The organism is Streptomyces sp. NPDC102279, from assembly GCF_044766365.1.
In the GTDB taxonomy this organism is placed as follows: Bacteria; Actinomycetota; Actinomycetes; order Streptomycetales; family Streptomycetaceae; genus Streptomyces.
Map to the genome: position 1 here is coordinate 76,402 of NZ_JBIWLU010000019.1, position 20,087 is coordinate 96,488.

Annotated in this window: 20 protein-coding genes; 12 read left to right on the forward strand and 8 right to left on the reverse strand. The window is 69.5% G+C overall.

The features are described 5' to 3' along the window. Positions 1-76 precede the first annotated feature (76 nt). From ACIRQH_RS37375 to ACIRQH_RS37405, 7 genes are all read left to right on the forward strand, one after another. On the forward strand, positions 77-739 hold the full coding sequence (locus ACIRQH_RS37375; RefSeq protein WP_404229722.1) for a hypothetical protein: 663 nt from the start codon (positions 77-79) through the stop codon (positions 737-739). 26 nt (positions 740-765) lie between these two features. After that, positions 766-1,305: a hypothetical protein gene (locus ACIRQH_RS37380; RefSeq protein WP_404229590.1), complete on the forward strand. Its 540-nt coding sequence runs from the start codon at positions 766-768 to the stop codon at positions 1,303-1,305. A 47-nt stretch (positions 1,306-1,352) separates the two neighbouring features. Next, positions 1,353-2,153, forward strand: coding sequence for a hypothetical protein (locus ACIRQH_RS37385; RefSeq protein WP_404229593.1), 801 nt, complete (start codon positions 1,353-1,355; stop codon positions 2,151-2,153). Between the two features lie 45 nt (positions 2,154-2,198). Beyond that, the gene (locus ACIRQH_RS37390; protein ID WP_404229596.1) at positions 2,199-3,458 is read left to right on the forward strand and encodes a hypothetical protein; all 1,260 of its coding nucleotides are present in this window, start codon (positions 2,199-2,201) and stop codon (positions 3,456-3,458) included. Positions 3,459-3,925: 467 nt separating this feature from the next. Beyond that, entirely contained in the window at positions 3,926-4,759 is an 834-nt protein-coding gene (locus ACIRQH_RS37395) for a PIG-L family deacetylase (RefSeq protein ID WP_358817688.1), read from the forward strand. A gap of 219 nt (positions 4,760-4,978) precedes the next feature. Continuing rightward, positions 4,979-5,581, forward strand: a complete 603-nt coding sequence (locus ACIRQH_RS37400; RefSeq protein ID WP_404229598.1) for a PadR family transcriptional regulator — start codon at positions 4,979-4,981, stop codon at positions 5,579-5,581. Positions 5,582-5,647: 66 nt separating this feature from the next. Continuing rightward, on the forward strand, positions 5,648-7,366 hold the full coding sequence (locus tag ACIRQH_RS37405; RefSeq protein WP_404229602.1) for an acyl-CoA dehydrogenase family protein: 1,719 nt from the start codon (positions 5,648-5,650) through the stop codon (positions 7,364-7,366). Between the two features lie 100 nt (positions 7,367-7,466). On the opposite strand, the gene ACIRQH_RS37410 is transcribed toward ACIRQH_RS37405, so the two are convergent. Beyond that, positions 7,467-8,270 (reverse strand): hypothetical protein, encoded by an 804-nt coding sequence (locus tag ACIRQH_RS37410; RefSeq protein ID WP_404229605.1) that lies wholly within the window; start codon positions 8,268-8,270, stop codon positions 7,467-7,469. An 83-nt stretch (positions 8,271-8,353) separates the two neighbouring features. Next, complete coding sequence (locus tag ACIRQH_RS37415) at positions 8,354-9,655, reverse strand: hypothetical protein (RefSeq protein WP_404229608.1); 1,302 nt, start codon at positions 9,653-9,655, stop codon at positions 8,354-8,356. Between the two features lie 275 nt (positions 9,656-9,930). Between ACIRQH_RS37415 and ACIRQH_RS37420 the strand changes: the two genes are divergently transcribed. Then, positions 9,931-10,431: a GNAT family N-acetyltransferase gene (locus tag ACIRQH_RS37420; RefSeq protein WP_388935049.1), complete on the forward strand. Its 501-nt coding sequence runs from the start codon at positions 9,931-9,933 to the stop codon at positions 10,429-10,431. Between the two features lie 210 nt (positions 10,432-10,641). Here ACIRQH_RS37420 and ACIRQH_RS37425 read toward each other — a convergent pair whose 3' ends face one another. Then, entirely contained in the window at positions 10,642-11,109 is a 468-nt protein-coding gene (locus ACIRQH_RS37425) for a hypothetical protein (protein ID WP_358817682.1), read from the reverse strand. Positions 11,110-11,717: 608 nt separating this feature from the next. Here ACIRQH_RS37425 and ACIRQH_RS37430 point away from each other — a divergent pair. Then, a complete protein-coding gene (locus ACIRQH_RS37430; RefSeq protein WP_358817681.1) occupies positions 11,718-12,071 on the forward strand; it encodes an antibiotic biosynthesis monooxygenase in 354 nt (117 codons plus the stop codon). Positions 12,072-12,233: 162 nt separating this feature from the next. Here the strand turns inward: ACIRQH_RS37430 and ACIRQH_RS37435 are convergent, their stop codons facing one another. Beyond that, positions 12,234-13,193 carry a DUF1152 domain-containing protein gene (locus ACIRQH_RS37435; RefSeq protein WP_404229611.1) on the reverse strand — a complete coding sequence of 320 codons (960 nt, stop codon included), beginning with the start codon at positions 13,191-13,193 and terminating at the stop codon, positions 12,234-12,236. A gap of 143 nt (positions 13,194-13,336) precedes the next feature. Between ACIRQH_RS37435 and ACIRQH_RS37440 the strand changes: the two genes are divergently transcribed. Together ACIRQH_RS37440 and ACIRQH_RS37445 are read left to right on the forward strand one after the other, a co-directional pair. Beyond that, on the forward strand, positions 13,337-14,146 hold the full coding sequence (locus tag ACIRQH_RS37440) for a class I SAM-dependent methyltransferase (protein WP_404229725.1): 810 nt from the start codon (positions 13,337-13,339) through the stop codon (positions 14,144-14,146). Between the two features lie 158 nt (positions 14,147-14,304). Next, positions 14,305-14,622, forward strand: coding sequence for a hypothetical protein (locus tag ACIRQH_RS37445; protein WP_388881008.1), 318 nt, complete (start codon positions 14,305-14,307; stop codon positions 14,620-14,622). Positions 14,623-14,817: 195 nt separating this feature from the next. On the opposite strand, the gene ACIRQH_RS37450 is transcribed toward ACIRQH_RS37445, so the two are convergent. Both ACIRQH_RS37450 and ACIRQH_RS37455 read right to left on the reverse strand, forming a co-directional pair. After that, positions 14,818-16,950 carry a SpoIIE family protein phosphatase gene (locus tag ACIRQH_RS37450; RefSeq protein ID WP_388881005.1) on the reverse strand — a complete coding sequence of 711 codons (2,133 nt, stop codon included), beginning with the start codon at positions 16,948-16,950 and terminating at the stop codon, positions 14,818-14,820. 53 nt (positions 16,951-17,003) lie between these two features. Beyond that, the gene (locus tag ACIRQH_RS37455; protein WP_404229615.1) at positions 17,004-18,182 is read right to left on the reverse strand and encodes a zinc-binding dehydrogenase; all 1,179 of its coding nucleotides are present in this window, start codon (positions 18,180-18,182) and stop codon (positions 17,004-17,006) included. Between the two features lie 74 nt (positions 18,183-18,256). Between ACIRQH_RS37455 and ACIRQH_RS37460 the strand changes: the two genes are divergently transcribed. Beyond that, positions 18,257-18,856 (forward strand): TetR/AcrR family transcriptional regulator, encoded by a 600-nt coding sequence (locus ACIRQH_RS37460; protein WP_404229618.1) that lies wholly within the window; start codon positions 18,257-18,259, stop codon positions 18,854-18,856. 105 nt (positions 18,857-18,961) lie between these two features. Here the strand turns inward: ACIRQH_RS37460 and ACIRQH_RS37465 are convergent, their stop codons facing one another. Beyond that, on the reverse strand, positions 18,962-19,561 hold the full coding sequence (locus ACIRQH_RS37465; protein ID WP_388880996.1) for a flavodoxin family protein: 600 nt from the start codon (positions 19,559-19,561) through the stop codon (positions 18,962-18,964). Between the two features lie 246 nt (positions 19,562-19,807). Next, entirely contained in the window at positions 19,808-20,062 is a 255-nt protein-coding gene (locus tag ACIRQH_RS37470; RefSeq protein ID WP_404229621.1) for a DUF6479 family protein, read from the reverse strand. Positions 20,063-20,087: the final 25 nt, after the last annotated feature.

The window sequence follows — 20,087 nt, forward strand, 5'->3', positions numbered from 1 at the left end:
CTCGGCAGACATCCTCGCTGACGAGCCCTCGACCGCGACGGAGCACGAGGCGGAGGCCTCGCGCCGCGAGGGGCGGATCGAGGGCAAGTCTGAAGCTGAACTTCACCCTGAGACTCGGCCGGAGTCCGCGTCCGAAGCGGACGCCGAGCAGCCCGCGTCCGACACCGCCGAACGCGAGGTCGGCGACCACGAAGACGACGCGCCCGAGGGAGCCCGCGCTCCCGGGCAGGCGAGCTTCGCGTCCGCCCGGCGCCGTTTCGCCGTCGTCGCGTCGGCTGTCGTTCTGCTGATCGCAGGCGCCGGATTCTTCTACGAGGCGCACCAGGCCCGGTCCACACCGTCCGCCGGGAACCACGCCCTGACCGACACCGAGGCGACCAACCGCGTCGCCGGCGACGTCGACAACGCCTTGGCGCGGGTCTTCTCCTACACCCCGAAGGGCACGGACGCGACGGAAAAGTCGGCCCGTTCGGTGCTCACGGGACGCGCCGCCCGGCAGTACGGCGAGCTGTTCGACCGGGTCCGGTCGGATCTGGCCGGGCAGAAGGTCAGCCTGACCACCGTCGCCGTGCGCACCGGCGTGGTCGAACTGCACGGCGGAACGGCGAAGCTGCTCGTCTTCCTCGACCAGACCTCACGACGCGGTGACGCGAAGGAGAGCTACGCGGCCGCCCAACTGTCCGTCACAGCCCGGTTCGAGAGCGACCGCTGGCTCATCGCCGACATCCAGACCCGCTGACCATCAGCGCGAGACGGGAGCACCTGATGAAGAACCCGGCACGGGCCCTGACAGGACTGCGGTCCATATCGGCCGCGGCCCTCGCCCTCGCTCTGGCGGCCGCGGGAATGGCCGCGTGGGCCGGCACCGACTGGTACCGGGCCGCGCACGACAACTCGGCCGCCTACGCGGTCCAGCGCGACCAGGCACTGACGGCGGGCGAACAGGCCGTACAGAATCTCAACACCCTCGACCACACCGAAGTGGACAGCGGCTTGGACCTGTGGGAGTCCTCGACCACGGGGGATCTGCACAGACAACTCGTCGACGGCCGCACCGCGTTCAGCAAGCAGGTGAAGGCCGCCGGGACGGTCACCACGGCCCGCGTGCTGTCCGGCGCTGTCACGGAACTCGACGAACGGGCGGGCCGGGCCCGCGTACTGGTGGCGCTGCGCATCACCGTCCGGGCCGCCAAGGGCAGCAGCGACAAGGACAGCCGCATGCTCGGTGAACTCACCCGCACGGGCGGCCGGTGGAAGCTCAGCGACCTCGGCCAGGCACCCGTGGGCTCGGCGCTGAGCGACTGAGTCCCGTCCGCCCTGTCACCCGGCCGCACCGAGAGGACCCACGCACCATGTCGAGCACCCGGCACCACATCAACCACCAGCGCCGCCGCCAGGCCCGCGCCGACAGGCCGGACCCTGTCGTGGACGACGGACCCCTGGCCACCGTCACGGCGCGCACCGTCACAAGGGCGGTGCCGAGCCCGACGAGCGAGGGGGTACGCCGACTCGTCCGGGTCCCGCTCCGCTCCCCCGCCCCGGCACACACCGTCCGCGGCGAGCACGGCGTGCGGGATGCGGACGACGCCGCCGACGAACCCCCGAAGGCTTTTCACCGTCCGCGTCGCACGTCCTATGTCGTCGGCGCGTCGTGCGTACTGACGCTGCTGCTCGGCGGCTTCGCGGGGTGGGCGCACGCCCGGGCCGACACGTTGCGGGATCAGCCCACGCGGCAGAACACGGCGCTCACGGACGTCTCCGCCACGAGCGAGATCAAAGGCCAGACCTCGCGGGCGGTGGCCGCGCTCTTCTCGTACGACCACGCCCACCCGGCGGCTTTCGACGAGGCCGCCCGCAAGCTGCTCACCGGAAAGGCCGTCGCGCAGCACCGCGATCTCTTCGCCGCGGTGCGCGATCGTGCGGACCAGCAGAAGGCCGTGATCACGACGACGGTCACCGACAGCGGTGTGGAGCGGATCGACGGCGACCGGGCCCGGGTCCTCGTCTACGCCGACCAGAGCAGCGTCAGCACCGCGGCCAAGAAGGACAAGGCCGACGACCAGGGCACCTACGCGGGTGCCATGTTCGCCGTGGACGTGGTGCGCCGGGACGGACGGTGGCTGGTCTCCGGCATCGACACCTTCGGCCGCTGACACCGCCCGACCGACGGCCTCCCCCCCCATCGACAGGAGCTTGCTATGTCCGCACCGCGTCTCCGACGTCCGTCCGCCCGGACCCGCCAGGGCCTGCGGACGACCGCGATCGCCGTCGCGGCACTGGCGGTCCTCACCGCTTCCCGCGCTCCCGAGGTGGTGAGCGGGGGCACGAAGCACCGCACCACACCCGCCGCCGATCAGGGCGGCCCCACCTGGACGAATCCCGCGGCGCCCGCGGCCGGTGGCTCGGGCGACGACTCGTACCACACGGAACTCCCGCCGCTGGTCAGCCCGGACCTGCCCGCCTCCGCTCCGCTCCCCACCGTGTTCCGCGCCCAGTCGGGTATCCCCGCGACGGTCCTGCGTGCCTACCGGGCGGCCGAGACGTCGGTGTCCCGGACGGACGCCGGCTGCCGTCTGCCCTGGCAACTGCTCGCCGCGATCGGCAAGGTGGAGTCAGGACACGCCGGGGGCGGTGCCGTCACAGCCGATGGGACCACCCGCGGGCGGATCGCCGGCCCGGCCCTGAACGGCGTCGGGTTCGCGCTGATCCGTGACAGCGACGGCGGGTCACTGGACGGGGACGCGGTCTTCGACCGGGCGGTGGGTCCGATGCAGTTCCTTCCCTCGACCTGGCGGCACTGGGGTGCCGACGGCAACAGCGACGGTGTCAGCGACCCGAACAACGTGTTCGACGCGGCACTGGCCTCCGGCCACTACCTTTGTGCCGGAAGCCGCGACCTCTCACACCCCGGCGACCTCGATGCCGCCGTCCTCAGCTACAACTACTCCGACGCGTATCTGCGGACCGTGCGGCAGTGGTTCGCCTTCTACCGGACGGGCACACACACGGTGCCCGACGGCAAGGGTGTCGTGCCCCACAGCCCGGGTGCGGGCGGCAGGACCCCCGCGACCGAACCCGTCGGCGACGACGATTCCGACGGGGGCGGCATCGTCGTCGGTCCCGATCCGTCGGAGTCCGGAAGCCCGACGGCCACGCCCGAACCGTCACACACGCCGTCGCCTTCGCCTTCGGGGAGCGAGACGCCCGACCCGTCGACGACACCGACGCCGCCCACCGATTCCCCCTCCCCCACGCCCGGCCCGACGGACACCGGCACACCCACCGACCCCGGGGAAACGACACCACCGTCGGAGTGCCCGACGGAGACGACGAGCCCGAGCCCTGATCCCTCGACGGACCCGGAACCCGACCCGACCTGCCCGAGCACAACGCCGTCACCCACGGAGTCGGCAGCGCCGAGCGCGACGGCCTCGACGGAGGCGGCACCCACGCACTGACGCCGTTCGGGACCCCCGGCAGTCCGCACCGTGCTCTCATCGAGTCCGGTCTGCTGAGCCGTGACACCGGGTGGGACGTCCCCGTGCGAGCCAAGGGCGGGAAGCGCGAGGAGCGCTTCCCGCCCTCTGCGTGTTTCCTCCGCAGGCGCCGCGTCGGCGAAGATCCCGCGTCGGCGAGGCGACCTCGCCGGCGTCCCACCGTTCTCGACCTACTGCGGAAAAGGTGGAAGCAGTTCGTCGGTTCGCGTGTCCAGCGGGAACAGTCGGTCCGGTCAGCGGGTTTGCAGCGCTGAGGGATCGGTGGTGCGCGGGTGCGGCGAGGAACGGTGAGACCGAAAACGTCGTCTGCCACGACGCGATCCCCGTACCCCGTGTCCGCGGTACGTCCGGTCTCCGATCTCGGGGACGATCGTCACACGCCTGCCACGGACGCGGGCCACAGCCCATTTCACACAGGAGGACCACTTATGAACGACGCGCCCTTGACGCTTATGGCGGTGCACGCCCACCCCGACGACGAGGCGACGGGAACGGGCGGTGTCCTCGCCCGGTACGCGGCGGAGGGCATGCGCACGGTCCTCGTGACGTGTACCGACGGCGGTTGCGGTGACGGACCCGGGGGCGTGAAGCCGGGCGATCCCGGGCACGATCCGGCGGCCGTCGCCTCGATGCGGCGTGAGGAACTCGAGGCCAGCTGCGAGGTCCTGAAGATCAGCCACCTGGAGATGCTCGACTACGCCGACTCCGGGATGATGGGCTGGCCGACCAATGACGCCCCCAATTCCTTCTGGAAGACCCCCGTGGAAGAGGGCGCTGCCCGGCTCGCGGAGCTCTTCCGCCGCTACCAGCCGGACGTGGTCGTGACCTACGACGAGAACGGTTTCTACGGCCACCCCGACCACATCCAGGCCCACCGCATCACGATGGCGGCGCTGGCGATGACGTCGCCGACGCCGAAGGTGTACTGGACGACGGCGCCCCGCTCGATGATGCAGCGTTTCGGTGAGGTCATGCGCGAGTTCGACGCGGACTGGCAGGAGCCGAGTCCCGAGGAGGCCGCCGCGATGGCGCAGATCGGGCTCCCCGAGGAGGAGATCACCACCTGGGTGGACACCACCGCGTTCGGCGCTCAGAAGTTCGACGCGCTGGCCGCGCACGCCAGCCAGGGTGAGAACATCTTCTTCCTCAAGATGGGCCAGAAGAGGTTCACGGAGTTGATGGGCGTCGAGACCTTCGTACGCGTCCAGGACACCACCGGCGCGGCCCTGCCCGAGGACGACCTCTTCGCCGGGTTGCGCTGATCCGTCGCCGCTTGAACGGCGACAACTGCAACGCTCGATCGGAAGACGGTGGTCATGGCGGGCGGCAGGCGGTCGCGGACACGATCCGCCACCGCCTGCCGCTCCCCGGCACCGCCGGCCCGGAACCGCTCCGCGCCTCCGCCACGGCAAGGGTGAGCCGTGTCTCACCGGGGCGACGGCCCTTGCCTATGCAATAAGTTGCATAGAAGGCTGTCCGTCATGGCGCTCGAACACGCGATCCTCGTCTCTCTGCTGGAAAAGCCCGGTTCCGGCTATGAGCTGGCCCGGCGGTTCGAGCGCTCCATCGGCTACTTCTGGACCGCCACGCACCAGCAGATCTACCGCGTCCTCAAGCGCATGGAGCACGAGGACCTTCTCGCCGTCCGCGAGGTGCCGCAGCAGGGACGGCCGGACAAGAACGAATACTCCGTCACCGACTCCGGACGCACCGCCCTCTCCGGCTGGCTGCACGAGCCGATCGAACCGGAGAGCCTTCGTCACGACCTCGCGGTGAAGATCCGTGGCGCCGCCTTCGACGACCCGGCAGCGCTCATCGACGAGGTCGAGCGGCACCACCAGGTCCACAACGACCGGCTCGCGCGCTACCTCGCGGGCGAGTCACGCGACTTCACCGGGCCCGAGGCCCCCGCACCGCTCGACGCCGGTCAGGAACTCCAGCACGTCGTGCTGCGCGGAGGCATCGCGTACGAGCGGATGACGATCGCCTGGCTCGACGACGTCCTCGCCACCCTCCGCACCCTCAGCCCTGCCCCCGGCGTCACGGCCGGCCCCCGGCACAGCGTCTCGAAGCCGTCCGCCTGAGCCGCACCCGCTTCGCTTGCCCCTGTACTCATCTTCGACCCCCCATTCCTTGGAAGGCGAACCTCGATGGCCACTCCGTTGCTGTTCAATCCGCACACCTACGACCCCGCGCATTTCGACGCCGAGACCCGCAGGCTGCTGCGCGCCACCGTCGACTGGTTCGAGGACCGTGGCAAGCGCCGTCTGATCGAGGACTACCGCACGCGGGCCTGGCTCGGTGACTTCCTCGCCTTCGCCGCCAAGGAGCGCCTGTTCGCCACGTTCCTCACCCCGGCCTCAGCCGGCGAGGGTGAGGACCAGCGCTGGGACACCGCCCGGATCGCCGCCCTGAACGAGATACTCGGGTTCTACGGCCTCGACTACTGGTACGCCTGGCAGGTGACCATCCTCGGTCTCGGTCCGGTCTGGCAGAGCGAGAACGCCGCCGCCCGCAGCCGTGCCGCGGACCTTCTGTCGCAGGGTGAGGTCTTCGCCTTCGGCCTGTCCGAGAAGAGCCACGGCGCCGACATCTACTCCACCGACATGCTGTTGGAGCCCGACGGCAACGGCGGCTTCCGGGCCCGCGGCTCCAAGTACTACATCGGCAACGGCAACGCCGCCGGCCTCGTCTCCGTGTTCGGCCGCCGCACCGACGTCGAGGGCCCGGACGGGTACGTCTTCTTCGCGGCCGACAGCCGCCACTCGGCGTACCACCTGGTGAAGAACGTGGTGGACTCCTCCAAGTACGTCAGCGAGTTCCGCCTGGAGGACTACCCGGTCGCCCCCGAGGACGTCCTGCACACCGGCCGCGCCGCCTTCGACGCGGCCCTCAACACGGTCAACGTCGGCAAGTTCAACCTCTGCACCGCCTCGATCGGCATCTGCGAGCACGCGATGTACGAGGCCGTCACCCACGCACAGAACCGCATCCTCTACGGTCGCCCCGTCACCGCGTTCCCGCATGTACGCCGGGAACTGACCGACGCCTACGTCCGCCTCGTCGGCATGAAGCTGTTCAGCGACCGCGCCGTGGACTACTTCCGTTCGGCCGGTCCCGAGGACCGCCGCTATCTGCTCTTCAACCCGATGACCAAGATGAAGGTGACCACGGAGGGAGAGAAGGTCATCGACCTGATGTGGGACGTCATCGCGGCGAAGGGCTTCGAGAAGGACAACTACTTCTCCCAGGCCGCCGTCGAGATCCGCGGCCTGCCCAAGCTCGAGGGCACCGTCCACGTCAACCTCGCGCTGATCCTCAAGTTCATGCACAACCACCTGCTGGACCCGGTCAGTCACCCGGCCGTGCCGACCCGCCGGGACGCGGCCGACGACGACTTCCTCTTCCGCCAGGGGCCGGCTCGCGGCCTGGGTTCCGTCCGGTTCCACGACTGGCGCCCCGCCTACGACGCGTTCGCCGAGGTTCCGAACGTCGCCCGTTTCCGGGAACAGGCCGACGCCCTCTGCGAGTTCGTCACCTCCGTCGCCCCCGACGAGAAGCAGAGCCGCGACCTCGACTTCCTTCTTTCCGTGGGGCAGTTGTTCGCGCTGGTGGTGCACGGCCAGCTGATCCTGGAGCAGGCGCGTCTGACGGACCTGGACGGGTCCGTCCTCGACGAGCTGTTCTCCGTCCTCGTCCGGGACTTCTCCGGCCACTGCGTCGAACTGCACGGCAAGGACTCGGCCACGGAACAGCAGCAGGCCTGGGCACTTGGGGCCATCCGACGTCCCGTCGTTGACGAAGCACGCTCGGCGCAGGTCTGGCAGCACGTCGAGGCGCTGTCCGGGGCGTACGAGATGGCCGAGTAGGAGCGGAGCCACGAGGCCGTGTGCGACAGCCCCCTGTGGGGCGGCTGTTGCACACGGTCGCTCCCGGGCTTGAGCGGTCATCGTGCGCGGGCCGTTGCCGCTAGGACCTGGGTTCCGTGTCCGGGGCATCGCGCGGGGGCTCCCCCGCCGTGATCCGGGTCAGCAGGTCCCGCGCCTCGCGGATGCGTGGATGGTCGGGATGAAGGAACTCCTCGCATGCGGACAGTGCCTGACGAGCGGTCACCTCGGCGTCATCGCGGCGGTCCAGAGCGTGCAGAGCGGCAGCGGCCGCCATGGCGGGCTGCCCGCTCCCGGCTCGGGAGACAGGTGGCGTGGGCTGGACGGCCTCGGCGAGTGCCTCCTCGTAGCGGCTCTGCCCGTTGAGGCTGCACACAAGGAGGTACCGGAAGGAGGCGGCTCTGTTCCCCGCCGCGCGGGGCAGATTGCCGCGCGCCACGGCCTCCGCCTCCTCGAACCGGTTCTGCCCGCACAGCGCCTCCGCCAGGCAGGCCAGCGCGGACAGTTCAAGGTCTGCCACCTGCGCGAGATGGGCCAGTCGGGTCACCTCACCCAGGACGTCCGACGCCTCGGCCTCCGCCTTCCCGTACTGCTCTTCGCCAAGGAGGACGACCGCCCGATTGATCCGCAGCACGAGCAGAACGGTCCGATCTCCGCCGCTCGTCTCCCGCAACTCCGTAGTCAGCGCGTCGAGTTCGGCCAGTACGTGACCCCTGCGGCCGTGCAGTACGGCAGCCGTGACGGCGATCGTCCTCGCCAGCCACACCGGCAGGTGGCTCGAGCTCCGGTCCCAGGGCCGCCGCGGCCGGTCGGCGAAAGCCTGCGCGCGGACCTCCGCGTCCTCGTACTCACCCCTCGCGACCTGTCCGGTAAGATCCTGGAACACTGCCGTCTGGGCACGGGAGAGCCCGTCTCCGGCTCGCGCAAACAGCCCGCCGTGCCTCTGTATGAACTCCACGCACCAGGACCTTACGGCCCCGCCCCGGCCCACGCTCCGCCCGGTCGCCGCTGAGAGGCCGACAGCCACCGCGTGCCCCGCGACGACACAGGCCAGGTTGAACCTCGCCGTACCATCAGGGTCGGTGCGGCAGTGAGCGACGGCTGACGACCGGGCGCTGGAAGTCGGCGGCGCCATGAGCCTCCAGACCCGCCGCGCCTACGGCCCAGATCTCGTGGGTGCCGGGGATCAGCGTCTGATCGTTCAGATGGAGCCTTCTGCTTCCTGTCCACGTCCGTGATCCTGCCGGACCGGTCCGCGACGTACGGCGGCTCTCCGATCCGCACTGCCGCCCCGGAGGCGCCGAGGTAGTAGGTCGAACCCAGGAGTGCGACACCGTCGGCCTGCCCCGTGACGCAGCAACGACTGGTGACGGCAGCCTCTTTGGTCCACTGTGATCCGTCCCAGCGAAGCAGCAATTGGTTGTCGTGGACGTCTTGGCCACCTTCGCCGGTCACCGACCCGACAGCCTGTACGTCGTCGGCCGACCGCACCACCAGCATGTTCAGTGATGCCTCGTAGGAAAGCTCGTCCTCGCCCTGTAGTTCGTCAGGATCCGGCGTGGGCTCCTGGGCCAGAACATCCGGTATCGACGCGGGGTGCCAGGCCCGGCCGTTCCAGTGCATGGCCGCCGGCCCGGGGTCGGCCAACACATCCTTGGGCGGCAGCGCCGTACCGACCGCCCATACGTCGCTCCCCGAGACGCCCGCCACGTCCGACGCGTTGGCCGGCAGCCGGACGGGACTCCAACTGCTGCCTTCCCACTTCCAGCCCGTGCGCGTCCCGTCGACCACCCAGCCGTCGTCGGCGCCGAACATCGACACCCCGAGCACGACCCGGGGAAACCGTGCCGGCACGGGCACCGCTCGCCATCGTGCTCCGTCCCAGCGTGCGACCAACGCGCGATCGCCGGCGTCGGGGCTTCCCCCGAACAGCCAGACATCGCCACCGGAGGAGGGCGCGTCCAGCCGGGCGGAGGAAATGCCTTCCAAACGGACGAGCGTGTGCGGGAGTTGGTAGCGGCGCCAGCGGGTGCGATCGCGGTGCAGCAGGAACACGCCCTGTCCCGTGACGTTCCCGGTCACCGGAGTACGGCCGACCGCCCAGGCATCGTCCGCACTGGCGGCGGCAATGTCGACCAGGGCGGCGTTCCTGCTCGATCCCACATAGTCGTAGCGCCAGGTAGAGGCAGGTCGAGCAGCACGCTGGGATGCCTTGGAGCTCTGTGGGTCACCGTGCGTACAGGCTGCGCTCAGCAGGATCAGAGTCGCCACGAGTGCGACGACTCGGTGACCGGTCACGGATCCCCCTCGGGTCAGGCCGCCGCGGCCGAGGCTGCCGTGCGCACACACCACTCCGGGAGGCAGGTCAGGCCGGTGGAAGCCGCTCGCCGATCCCGGAAGGCACGACCAGCCGGCGTACCCACGGTCAACGCGCTCTGTCGGCACAGCGTTCGAATTGCAGCCGGCCCAACCGGTCGATCTACGGTTCGCTTCTCTCCTCAGGGGGCTGATGTGGAGCCTCGCTCGTGTCGTGTGATGCTGGCGTCATGACTGACCAAGGCGAGGTTGCTGTCGTCCGCCGGCCGGGCAGTTTCCCCTCCGCGGAGAGCGAGCTGACCGGGCTGTTGGCCGCGTACCACCTGCAGACGGAGGCCGAGAAGGGCAACGCCGTCGCCGACGTGGACGAGTTGCCGGACCGCTACCGGACGGAGGTCTCGGACCCGCGGAGCGCCTTCGCCGGCGACGTAGTGCTGCTGGCCCACAGGGGCGGCACCGGCGTGGGCTGCCTGGTCATGACCGCCCCCGCTGACGGGCGGTCGGAGGTCAAGCGACTCTGGACGGCCCCGGCCGCCCGAGGTCAGGGCATCGCCTCCACCCTCCTCGGTGCCGCGCTTGAGCATGCCGCGGAGAGCGGCGTGAGCACCGTGCGGTTGTCGGTGTGGAACTGGCGGACCGGGGCCATCACCCTGTACGAGCGGCTCGGTTTCGCCGTCACCGAATCATGGGACGGGCGGGATCAACTGGTGTGCATGCAGCGCACCGTGTGAAGGCCCGCCAGACGTGACGAGGACGGTTGACAGGCCCCCGCGGTCTCCCTGATATCTGCTCGAAGGGTCGGCGGCATCCAGCGGCGCCAGGTGCCCGCGTGCGGCGCGCCGGGCATGTCGGCATCGGCAGCCGTGAGCCGCTGCTCCGCGAGTGCAAGGGGCCGTGCGTACTCAAGGAAGCCGGGCAGGCGCACGGCATGGTGCCGACGTTCAGTTGAGGATCGCGTAGGAACGGTCGGAAGGGTCCACCAGCGCTCGCAGGTGAGCGCCTACGTGCAGGTCGGTGCCACCGGCACGGCTCTGGGTCACTTCGAAAGGGGCAAGGCCGGTACCGCTGACCCGCATGACGACTTCGTAGACGTGCCCTTCGTCCGATGAGACGAGGGTGAGGGCGATGATCTCCGCCGTCGCCCTGATACCGACCGTCTCAAGGCGCCGGGTCGCCGCGCGGTTGCGACCGGCCAGACGCCACACCGCGACGCCGGCCGGGATGCCCACAGCCGTGGCGACGGCACCGACGAGCAGAGCGACCCAGGGGTGCCCGAGAGACGAGGCAGCGATGGCCAGGACAACCGGTCCGCAGAGGAGTATCAGCGCGGCCAGGCACTTCATGAGCGTGGCGCCGACGCCGTTGAGGGTCGACACCTGGATCGGTTCTGCACCTCTGCTGGTGGCCATCTTCGTAAATTAGCTGTCGGGTCTGGTCGGAGGCCACCGCACAGAGGCGCCGGGGACTGGGCCGGTCGGCAACGGAAAGTCGGAGGCAGCGTCCGGAGGGGGCGGCGGTGCCGCCGAATGGACGCGGAAACTCGCGGGCTCCCCCCTGGGCGGGTCATGAGATGGTGCGGTCCGGCCCGGCAGGGGGGAGCAATGGGGCCGGCCTACAACTACGACGTCCACCTGCGTCCCCAGAACATCCCCAGGGCACTGACCCATCTGGCCGAGCCGGCGCCACCGACCCGACATGTGCCGCCGCTCGAACTCACACCGCCCGACGGCAACCGGCTCGTCCTCCCGGTGCACAACCCACCTCAAGAGCGACCCGTCGGCTGCTCCCCGAGCAGCACCAGCACCCTCGGTCCCGACACGTCCATCATGTTCGGTTCCAGATCGGCAAGCCCTTGTGGCGACCTGGCCCGAACCCGGCCGATGGGCGGCTGCGTTCCTGGCCGTTTCAGCGCGTTGTGGGGGCGCTCGGCTGCCTTCGGCAAAGAGCGTGATCCCTTATGCATCCCGTTCGGGAAAGACACTGGATCGATCCACGCGTCCCGTCCTACGGTGGCGTCATGAGCGATCAATCGGAAGCGCCTGTCACGCCGGTCGAGGCCTATGAACCCCCCTACTACGTAGCTGTCTTCACCGCGGTGCGAACCCAGGACCAGAGCGGTTACAGCGAGACCAACGCCCGCATGGAAGAGCTGGTGAAGAACGTCCCCGGGTACCTGGGGATGGACCACGCGCAGACTCCGGGCGGGCTGGGCATCACTGTCGGGTACTTCCGCGACGCCGATGCCCTCACGGAATGGCGGTCCGACGCCGAGCACCGCGCGGCGCAAAAACGTGGACGAGCCGAGTGGTACCAGAACTACACCCTGCACGTGGCGAAGGTGGAGCGGAGCCACGGGTTCAAGCGGGCGTAGGTCTCTCTGCCGTACGCCAACACCCGCTGCCGACGGTCCGACGCGCGACGCCGGCGGCCCCGCCTGCGCCGCCGCGGGCGGTCGGCTCCGGTCACCGGCTCACCCGCCTCTCGCTGCCGCACCCAGACACAACGACCCTCACCTGTGGCGGAGTTGAAGACTCTAGTGAGGGAAGGCGCGAGGCGGGCGAGTCACCAGCGTTTCGCGGAACTCGGCGATGCGCGAGTGGACTTGGCGCATGAGGTGGGTTTCCTCGATCCGGTCCAGGTAGAGGCAGCGGGCCGCCAGGCCCGGGAGGTCGAAGGCGAAGTACAGGGACATCAGCGGGTTCACGAACAACTCGCTGCCCCGGGTGCGATCAGTGAACCGGACGTCACCGAAGGAGCCGCGCACGGCTGCCGCGATGGATCCGTTGACGATGCTGGGGTGTTCCGGGGTGTGCTGCTGAGCGTGTGTCACCGCGTCGAGGTAGAGAGCGCCCTCGCGAGTGGCACGGGGTATCGAGAACGCACCGAGGTACGCGCCGTCACGTTCCAGCGCGGCGATGTTCTCCAACACCTGCGTGTGGTTGACGCCGTGGTACGCGTCGACACCGAACCCGACTGACACGACGAGACGGGTGGCCATGTCGTCCAGGGCGGCCAGCGCCGCCACGCTGGCCAGGTCCTCCTCCGGAGTGCCGAGCCCGGCTTCGTCACCCCGCATCAGTATGTCCGTGCCGCCGTCCACCAGTACGACGGCATCGACTCGGTGCAGTTCGATCAGTGCTTGATAGGCGGCGCGCAGCGGACGAACCCCGGTCTGGGGGAAGGCGTAAACAGTGGAGGGATAGCCGTGCTGGTGCAGCCATTGGGCAAGAGTCCGCTCCGGGAAGTAGGTCTGGTGCAGCGATGAGGTGGGGCTCACGGCTGCCACGTCGGGTGCGACCCAGTCGTCGATCGGGAGCCCTTCCAGTGCACTGAAGGACAGATTGGCGAGGTACACCTGCTTGCCCTGGTGCAGTAGAGAAAGCGCCAGCGGCAGGCCGGAGTAGATGTCGAAGCCGCCGCCCGCACCCGCGACGAGGATCCGTTCGGCATCGGCAAGACGGGCGAAGAGTGGGTTGCAGTGGAGTGACGTCATGCCGATCATTGTCCCGGGACCCAGTACCGGGCATGCTCGGACCGCGCGACCTGCGGCTCCCTGTGCGTCGGCACCCGAATCGGTCGGTCGGACAGGGTCACGGCACAATGGATCTCACTCAAGCCGGAAGGGGTTCGATGTCGTTGACGACGTTCGACGAGAGCGAGCGGCTGAAGTGGGCGGGCCAGGGTGTCGCCTACTCCGGAAGCTTCGCCAGGCTGTGCGCCCACCCGGTACCGCGACTGCTCGATGCCGCCGAGGTCGGACCTGGCACGCGGATGCTGGACGTGGGAACGGGGCCAGGGACCGTGGCCGCCGCCGCGTGCGCCCGAGGCGCGACCGTGAGCGCCGTAGACGCGGAACCGACGATGGTCGAGCTGGCGACGCGGTCCGCACCTGCGGCTGACGTGCAGGTGGCCACGCTTCCCGAACTCCCCTTCGCCGACGAAGAATTCGACGCCATCGTCGCCAACTTCGTACTGAACCACGTGGGCCGGCCCAAGGTGGCCCTGGCCGAACTCCGTCGCGTCGTGAAGCCGAACGGCTGGATCGCGTTCACGGTATGGGCCATGCCGCCCGCACCAGGGCAGGCTTTGATCGGCCGCGCGATCCAGGCCGCGCGTGCCGTGCGTCCGCCCCATCTGCCGGCGGGACTGGCCCCCGAGGATGAGTTCACCCGCGACGAGAACGGTCTGACGGAGCTGATGGGTTCGGCGGGACTACGCGAGGCGACTTGCGAGACCTTGCGTTGGGATCACCGAGCGAGCCCTGATGAGTGGTGGAGCGGGCCGGCGAGTGGTGTTGCGTCCACCGGGCAGATGGTGGCGAGCCAGACCCCACGGATCCGCGCCGAGATCAAGCGCCACTTCGACGTGTTCAGCGCGGAACTCGCCGATGAGAACGGTGTGCTGTCTTTGCCGCATGCTGCGTTGCTCGCTCGCGCCCGTCGCTGACCGGCGCCCGGGCCCTTCGGCGCCTGCGGCACGACGGTCACACAAGGCGATGAGCCGCCGATGACGCCACCTGTGTGATGTCCAGCCTCTACCGCAACCGAACCGGCTCCAGGAGTGGTCTGCAACGGTAGTCCGCAACGCACAGTGAGGAGACAGACATGGCTCATTGGAGTAACGAGACCCTGGGTTCCTGCGCCTTCGGTGCACACGAGACCGCTCTGCCGCGAGAGGACTCCTGGCCGAGCCCTGTCCAGCCCGGCAACGACCCCGATGTCTTCCTGCCGCCGCCCAATCCCGCCCAGCGTCTGCGCTACACCCTCGACCCACAGGACCAGCGGCGTCTGGCCCTGCACGCGGCGCTCACCGCCGCGGGCATCCCTCCCCTGCCCGAGGACCGCGCCGCCATCGACCAGATCAGTGCCCTGCCACCGGCAGTCAACACGGTCCTCCAACGCTGGCTGCACCACGTCTTGTAGGCGCGATGGCGGGTCCTCGGCGATGAGGACGTACGGCGTGCCACAGACGTCGGGCTCGCCTGACCGACGGAGCCGGTCATGTTCCCCGCCTAAGGCCGGTCCGGCCCCTGCCCTGGACCCGGGAGGTTGCAGCCACCTCGAACCGGCGGGCAGCCACAGCGGTCGCCCTCTTCGACCTGTGGCGAAGGAGATGGCTCACATGGGCGGTGAGCAGGTGCGGAGCAGAAGCATGGCGATGTCGTCGGTGTAGTGGGCATTGGGCCGGGCGTGGTGGAGGAGGACGTCGATGAGGCGGTCCAGACTGTGCCCGTTGTGTTCGGCAAGGCGGCGGGCGAGGCTGTGGGCGGTCTCGTCGGCATCGATGCCGGGAACCTCGACGAGACCGTCGGTGTAGAGGGCGAGGGTGGTGCCCGACGGCAGCGGTTGAGAGGTGAGGGGATAGGAGAGGCCCGGGTCGATGCCGAGCAGGGGGCCCGGGTCGAGTTCCATGACGCGGGGCGCCCTGGCGGCATGGTGCAGGAGCGGCGGTGGATGGCCCGCACTGGCCAGGACGGCTACTTGGCGGGCGAGATCGATATGCACGTACAGGCAGGAGACGAGCAGGTCGGTCTCCAGGTCGGCAAGGACCTGGTTGGTGCGGGCAAGCACCTGGTCGGGCGGGGCGCCTGCGGCGGCGTGGATCGCGGTGCGGACCTGCCCCATGAGGGCGGCGGCCGAAACATTGTGCCCTTGGACGTCGCCGATGACGGCCGCGGCGGTCGTGGCGTCGATGCGGATGAGGTCGTAGAAGTCTCCCCCGATGTCCATGCCGCGGCTGGCGGGCAGGTAGCGCGCCGCGCTCTCCAGTCCCGGCAGGGCTGGCAGGCTGCGAGGCAGGAGAGCCTGCTGAAGGCTGCCGGCGAGGTCGCGGGTTGCGTCGTAGAGCCTGGCGCGGTCCAGGGCCTGGGCGATCATTCCGGCCAGCGAAGTCAGCACGGCACGCTCGTCCGCGCCGAAATCGTGAGGGCGGTCGTAAGAGAGGATGCAGCAGCCCACGGGCTGGCCGGAGACCACCAGCGGCAGAAAGGCCCATGCCTGTTTGCCGCTGATCCTGGGTGCTCCGGGGTAGCGGCGGCCCATGTCGTGGGGGCTCGCGAAGAAGGAGGGCATGCCGTCGGCGAGTACCTGTCCGGCAGGGGTGAGGTCGGTGTCCAGTGGCAGGCCGTCGAGTGCGTCGATCGTCTGCTGGTCGTAGCCGTGGTGTCCGGTGATCTTCAGGCGGCCTGCGTCGTTCGTGGAGACCACCAGGCCGTCCGCGCCGAAAGCGGGCAGCACTTGGTCGGCGATGAGCTCGACGACGTCGCGGACGGCGACCGTCTCGGTCAGCGCGGCCGCCAGGTGCACCAGTTGATACAGACGCCCGGCCTGCGGAGCACTCGACGCGGCGGCACCGATGGATCGTGACGGCCGGGCGGGCGGGGGGCGGCCGTGCTCGGGTGCCGTGGCGGGCGTGATGCGGACGCTGATGCCGCTGGCGTCCGGGTAGAGCTGAAAGGTCAGCCAGGTGTCGGGGGGCCGCAGAGCGGTGAAGGTGACGGGGTCACGGCTGATGACGGCGGTGCGGTAGTGGTCCTCGATGTGGATGTTGTCCAGCCAGGGCAGGGATTGCCATGGCCGGGTCCCCAGCAGCCGCCCGGCGTCGACCCCGAGCAGTGATTCCGTGGCGGCGGCCAGGAAAGTGATGCGGCCCTGGAGGTCCAGACCCAGCGCTCTTTCCGGCAGGCGCTCGATGTAGTCCACGGCGGCTTGCGGAGACTGGACTCCGGGCGGGCGGGCAACCGCCCCGACCGGAACGATTCTGGGGTGCTCCGGCGCGGTGGACGGCACGGGGACCTGGTCAAGGAGGCGAGCGATGCGCCGGCCCGCTGCGGCGATGGTGCCCCGTTCGCGTGCGGTGGCGCCGGCAGGGTGGCTGGCGGGCCACAACAGCATCAATGCGCCCCAGCACCGGGTTCTGCCCTGAAGTGGGGTCGCGGCGAGCGCGAACCGGTAGGGCAGGCTCGCGGCGGCGCGGGGATAGGCGCGGGCCATGTGGTCCTGGGATCCCACCCACACCAGCCGACCCTCGCTGACTGCATCGCTGACCGGCACCGACGCGCCCAGGGCAACTCGCCGCCATGGCCGAACCATGTCCGCGGGGATGCCGCAGATCACGACAAGGCCCAGCACCTCTGCGGCCTCGTCGAGCAGGTAGATCCCACCCGCGGAGGCGCCGGTGCGGCGCACCGTGTCCGCCAGGGCTTCATCCAGGATCCCGAAGCCGGGTTTCTGACCGCGGCTAGACACCACACGTCCCCATCCAGACGGGCGGGCAGTGCGGAAGGGGAATCACCCGCTGCGTGTCACGTCCGCTCCTCATATTGGGACAATACGCCCACATGTCGGTCGACCGTGAAGGCGAGGGCAGCCGGTTCGAGGCGCCTGAGGCCGGCAACCACCCACGCGCTGTCCTGCATGCCGCCGGATGGAACGCAGGGGCGCATGACGATCTTTCCCACGTGCCCTCTACGGGAGAGTTCCTCCTGGGCCCGAGCGGCCTCGTCCAGGGGGTAGGTCGCGGCGATGACGGGCTGGACCTCCGCCCGACGAGCCATGTCCATGAGGAGGTCGAAGTGTGCGGGCGTGTGCATCGAGGACCCGACGACCTGGGCGTTGTGCAGGTAGAGGCGGCGCACGTCAAACGTCACGTCGTAGCCGCCGAGTGCGCCGGCGATGACCCACCGACCCCCTTCGCGCAACAGCGGGAGCCCGTCACTCACCAGCTCACCGGCCACGACGTCGAGTGCGACGTCGATGCCCTCCGGGGCAGCGGCGCGGATCTGCTCGGCGACGTCTCCTTCACGGTCGATGACTTCGTGCGCGCCCGCTTCGCGTACGGCATCGACCTTGAGCCCGCTACTGATGGCGATCACCCTCGCGCCGCGCGCACGGGCGATCTGCACCAGCGCGAGGCCGACGCCGCCGGAGGCTCCCGAGACCAGGGCGGTTTCTCCCTCCCGCAGCCCACCTCGCTCGATCATGCCCAGCGCCGTGCCGTAGGCGGTCGGCAACGCCGCCAGCTGATCGTCCGTGAGCGGGGATTCCGTCACGTCATGTACACGCTCTACCGGCGCTGCCAGGTACTCGGCGTATCCCCCGTCCCGTTCGCTTCCCATGAGCCCCACGGGGTTGGCGTCCGGCCCTTCGCTGTCGTAGATGGCGGGGTCGACGACCACTCGGCGCCCGATGAGGCTCCCCTCCACTCCGGCGCCGACGGCCGCGACGCGGCCGGCCACGTCGGCGCCCTGGATGCGCGGAAAGTCGATGGGGCCGCGCCAGCCCGACTTCGCCCGCGGGTCTCCTGGACGGCCGTAGGCGCCCTCGCGAGTCCACAGGTCCGTGTTGTTCAGGGCCACTGCGCCGACCTGGACCAGCACCTCCCCTGCCTGCGGAACAGGGACGGCGACCTCCGTCAGCTCAAGAACCTCCGGTCCTCCGTGCTCCGTGATCCGCACCGCGCGCATGAAGCCGGACACACCCATCGCTTGAACCTCCTCGCGGGTATACTGATCTGTGAACTTCTCCCACCGTACACCGATCAGTGAAGGGGCCCGTCGTGCAGGAAGCGCGGCCTAAGACGCCGGCCGGGCGGCGCATCGTGGCGGCCGCCGAGGAGCTGTTCTACAGCCGCGGAATCACAGCGGTCGGTGTGGATCTGATCGCCGAGCACTCAGGCGTGACCAAACGGACCCTGTACAACCAGTTCGGCTCGAAAGACCACCTCGTGGCGGCCTATCTGACGGGCCGCGACCAGCGCTGGCGATCACTCGTCCTTGCCGCCGTCGACGTCGGCGCGACTCCTGCCGAGGCCGTCACCGCCCCCTTCGAGGCGCTGCGGACCTGGAGTGAAACGAACACCCGTGGGTGCGCCTTCATCAACGCGCTCGCCGAACTCCCGGACCCCTCGCATCCCGCACACCGTATCGCCGCGAACCAGAAGCTCTGGCTGCTGAACCTGTTCAAGGAACTCGCAGCCACAGCGGGCTGCTCGGACCCGGCCACCCTCTCCACCCAGCTCCTCGTACTGCACGAGGGTGCTGTCGCCACCCAGCCCCTCGCGCTCGACAGCCTTCCGGCATGCATCGACCTGGCACGGGTCCTGGTTGAATCCAGCACATCGCCCCAGGGTGCCGGCACATTGCCGTTCACACGGTGATCCAGGGCGTTTCCCAGGGCGACGAGTTCTGCATCATCCGTGAGTGCGCCTTCGAGATCGATGACGAGGGAGGCGCGAACTACCTCGATCGACCGGGTGCCGGTTTCAGCTGGGCGGGTACGGGCTTTCGGCGAGCTGCCGTGCCAGGTGCACCGTGTTGACCGCGAGCGTGTGGGTCGTCGACGTCACGGCGTGGGGTGTCTCCTTCAGGTCCTGGTAGTCGGTCCCCTGCTGGGCTTCGCCGACCCAGTAGGTCACGGCCCCCGGCGCCAGCGAGAATCCCAGGTCGTTGAGGCCTTGGAAGAGGTCGGCACTCACCTTGTGGGCGCCGTCCTCGTTGCCGACGACCGCAGCGGCGGCGACCTTGTTGTAGGTGAGCAGCCTGCCCTCGTCGTCCGTCTCGGAGAGTTCCGCGTCCAGACGCTCCAGAACACGCTGGCAGATGCTGGACGCGTGGCCCAGCCAGATCGGCGTAGCGATCAGGAGGATGTCCGCCTGCATCACCTTCTCGCGCAGTTGGGGCCACTGATCGCCGTCGCCCATGTCCTGTTCCACACCGGGCCGGACATCGAAGTCCGCCACCCGCACCAGCTCACCTTCTACTCCGAGATCCCGGAACTTCGCCATCACCTGCTCGGCGAGGAGGTGGCTGCTGGAGGACGCGGGTGAGGCGTTGAGGGAGCAGACAAGGGACAGTGCGCGCATGATGCGGCTCCTTACTTCGGCGGACGGTGGCCCCAGCTGGTCGATGGTGGTGTGGCCACAGCGTTCAGAGTTCCCAAGTTGCCCGCGCTATCCCTGGGTCGTGAGAATCTCTCGGGACTCTCAGGCGGGGACGGCGCTCCTGCATCCCACGACGAATCGGTCCGCGACGAAACAACACGAACCGAGCGGGAGCGCGATGGGAACCGAACCCACCGGACGGCTCAGCATGACGTGGACGATGTGCCGTCAGCGGTGTGGGTGCCCTTGTTCGGGGTCGTCGTCGGGTGTGCTCCATCCGTCACCGCGACGTGCTGGGTTCGTCAGGTCACGGCGCGCTTGTGCGGCCTGCGGCGGATTCGTCGACACGTCTCGCCGGGCAGAGTGTCGGGTGCCGATGAAGAATGCGACGACCAGGGTGATGACGACGGCGATGCCCGCCACCATCAGCCACAGCGCGCCGCCGTAGGAAGCGGCCGGCACGGCGAGGGTCTCAGCGTTCATGGTCGCCGTGTACCCCGCACGAGGA

What these genes read in the sequence shown, in the direction of transcription:
- ACIRQH_RS37430 (WP_358817681.1), top strand. Translation starts at nt 11,718, where the DNA reads ATGAGCGATCAATCGGAAGCGCCTGTCACGCCGGTCGAGGCCTATGAA.
- ACIRQH_RS37395 (WP_358817688.1), top strand. Translation starts at nt 3,926, where the DNA reads ATGAACGACGCGCCCTTGACGCTTATGGCGGTGCACGCCCACCCCGAC.
- ACIRQH_RS37470 (WP_404229621.1), bottom strand. Translation starts at nt 20,062, where the DNA reads ATGAACGCTGAGACCCTCGCCGTGCCGGCCGCTTCCTACGGCGGCGCG.
- ACIRQH_RS37425 (WP_358817682.1), bottom strand. Translation starts at nt 11,109, where the DNA reads ATGGCCACCAGCAGAGGTGCAGAACCGATCCAGGTGTCGACCCTCAAC.
- ACIRQH_RS37390 (WP_404229596.1), top strand. Translation starts at nt 2,199, where the DNA reads ATGTCCGCACCGCGTCTCCGACGTCCGTCCGCCCGGACCCGCCAGGGC.
- ACIRQH_RS37380 (WP_404229590.1), top strand. Translation starts at nt 766, where the DNA reads ATGAAGAACCCGGCACGGGCCCTGACAGGACTGCGGTCCATATCGGCC.
- ACIRQH_RS37445 (WP_388881008.1), top strand. Translation starts at nt 14,305, where the DNA reads ATGGCTCATTGGAGTAACGAGACCCTGGGTTCCTGCGCCTTCGGTGCA.
- ACIRQH_RS37465 (WP_388880996.1), bottom strand. Translation starts at nt 19,561, where the DNA reads ATGCGCGCACTGTCCCTTGTCTGCTCCCTCAACGCCTCACCCGCGTCC.
- ACIRQH_RS37435 (WP_404229611.1), bottom strand. Translation starts at nt 13,193, where the DNA reads ATGACGTCACTCCACTGCAACCCACTCTTCGCCCGTCTTGCCGATGCC.
- ACIRQH_RS37400 (WP_404229598.1), top strand. Translation starts at nt 4,979, where the DNA reads ATGGCGCTCGAACACGCGATCCTCGTCTCTCTGCTGGAAAAGCCCGGT.
- ACIRQH_RS37385 (WP_404229593.1), top strand. Translation starts at nt 1,353, where the DNA reads ATGTCGAGCACCCGGCACCACATCAACCACCAGCGCCGCCGCCAGGCC.
- ACIRQH_RS37420 (WP_388935049.1), top strand. Translation starts at nt 9,931, where the DNA reads ATGACTGACCAAGGCGAGGTTGCTGTCGTCCGCCGGCCGGGCAGTTTC.
- ACIRQH_RS37455 (WP_404229615.1), bottom strand. Translation starts at nt 18,182, where the DNA reads ATGGGTGTGTCCGGCTTCATGCGCGCGGTGCGGATCACGGAGCACGGA.
- ACIRQH_RS37405 (WP_404229602.1), top strand. Translation starts at nt 5,648, where the DNA reads ATGGCCACTCCGTTGCTGTTCAATCCGCACACCTACGACCCCGCGCAT.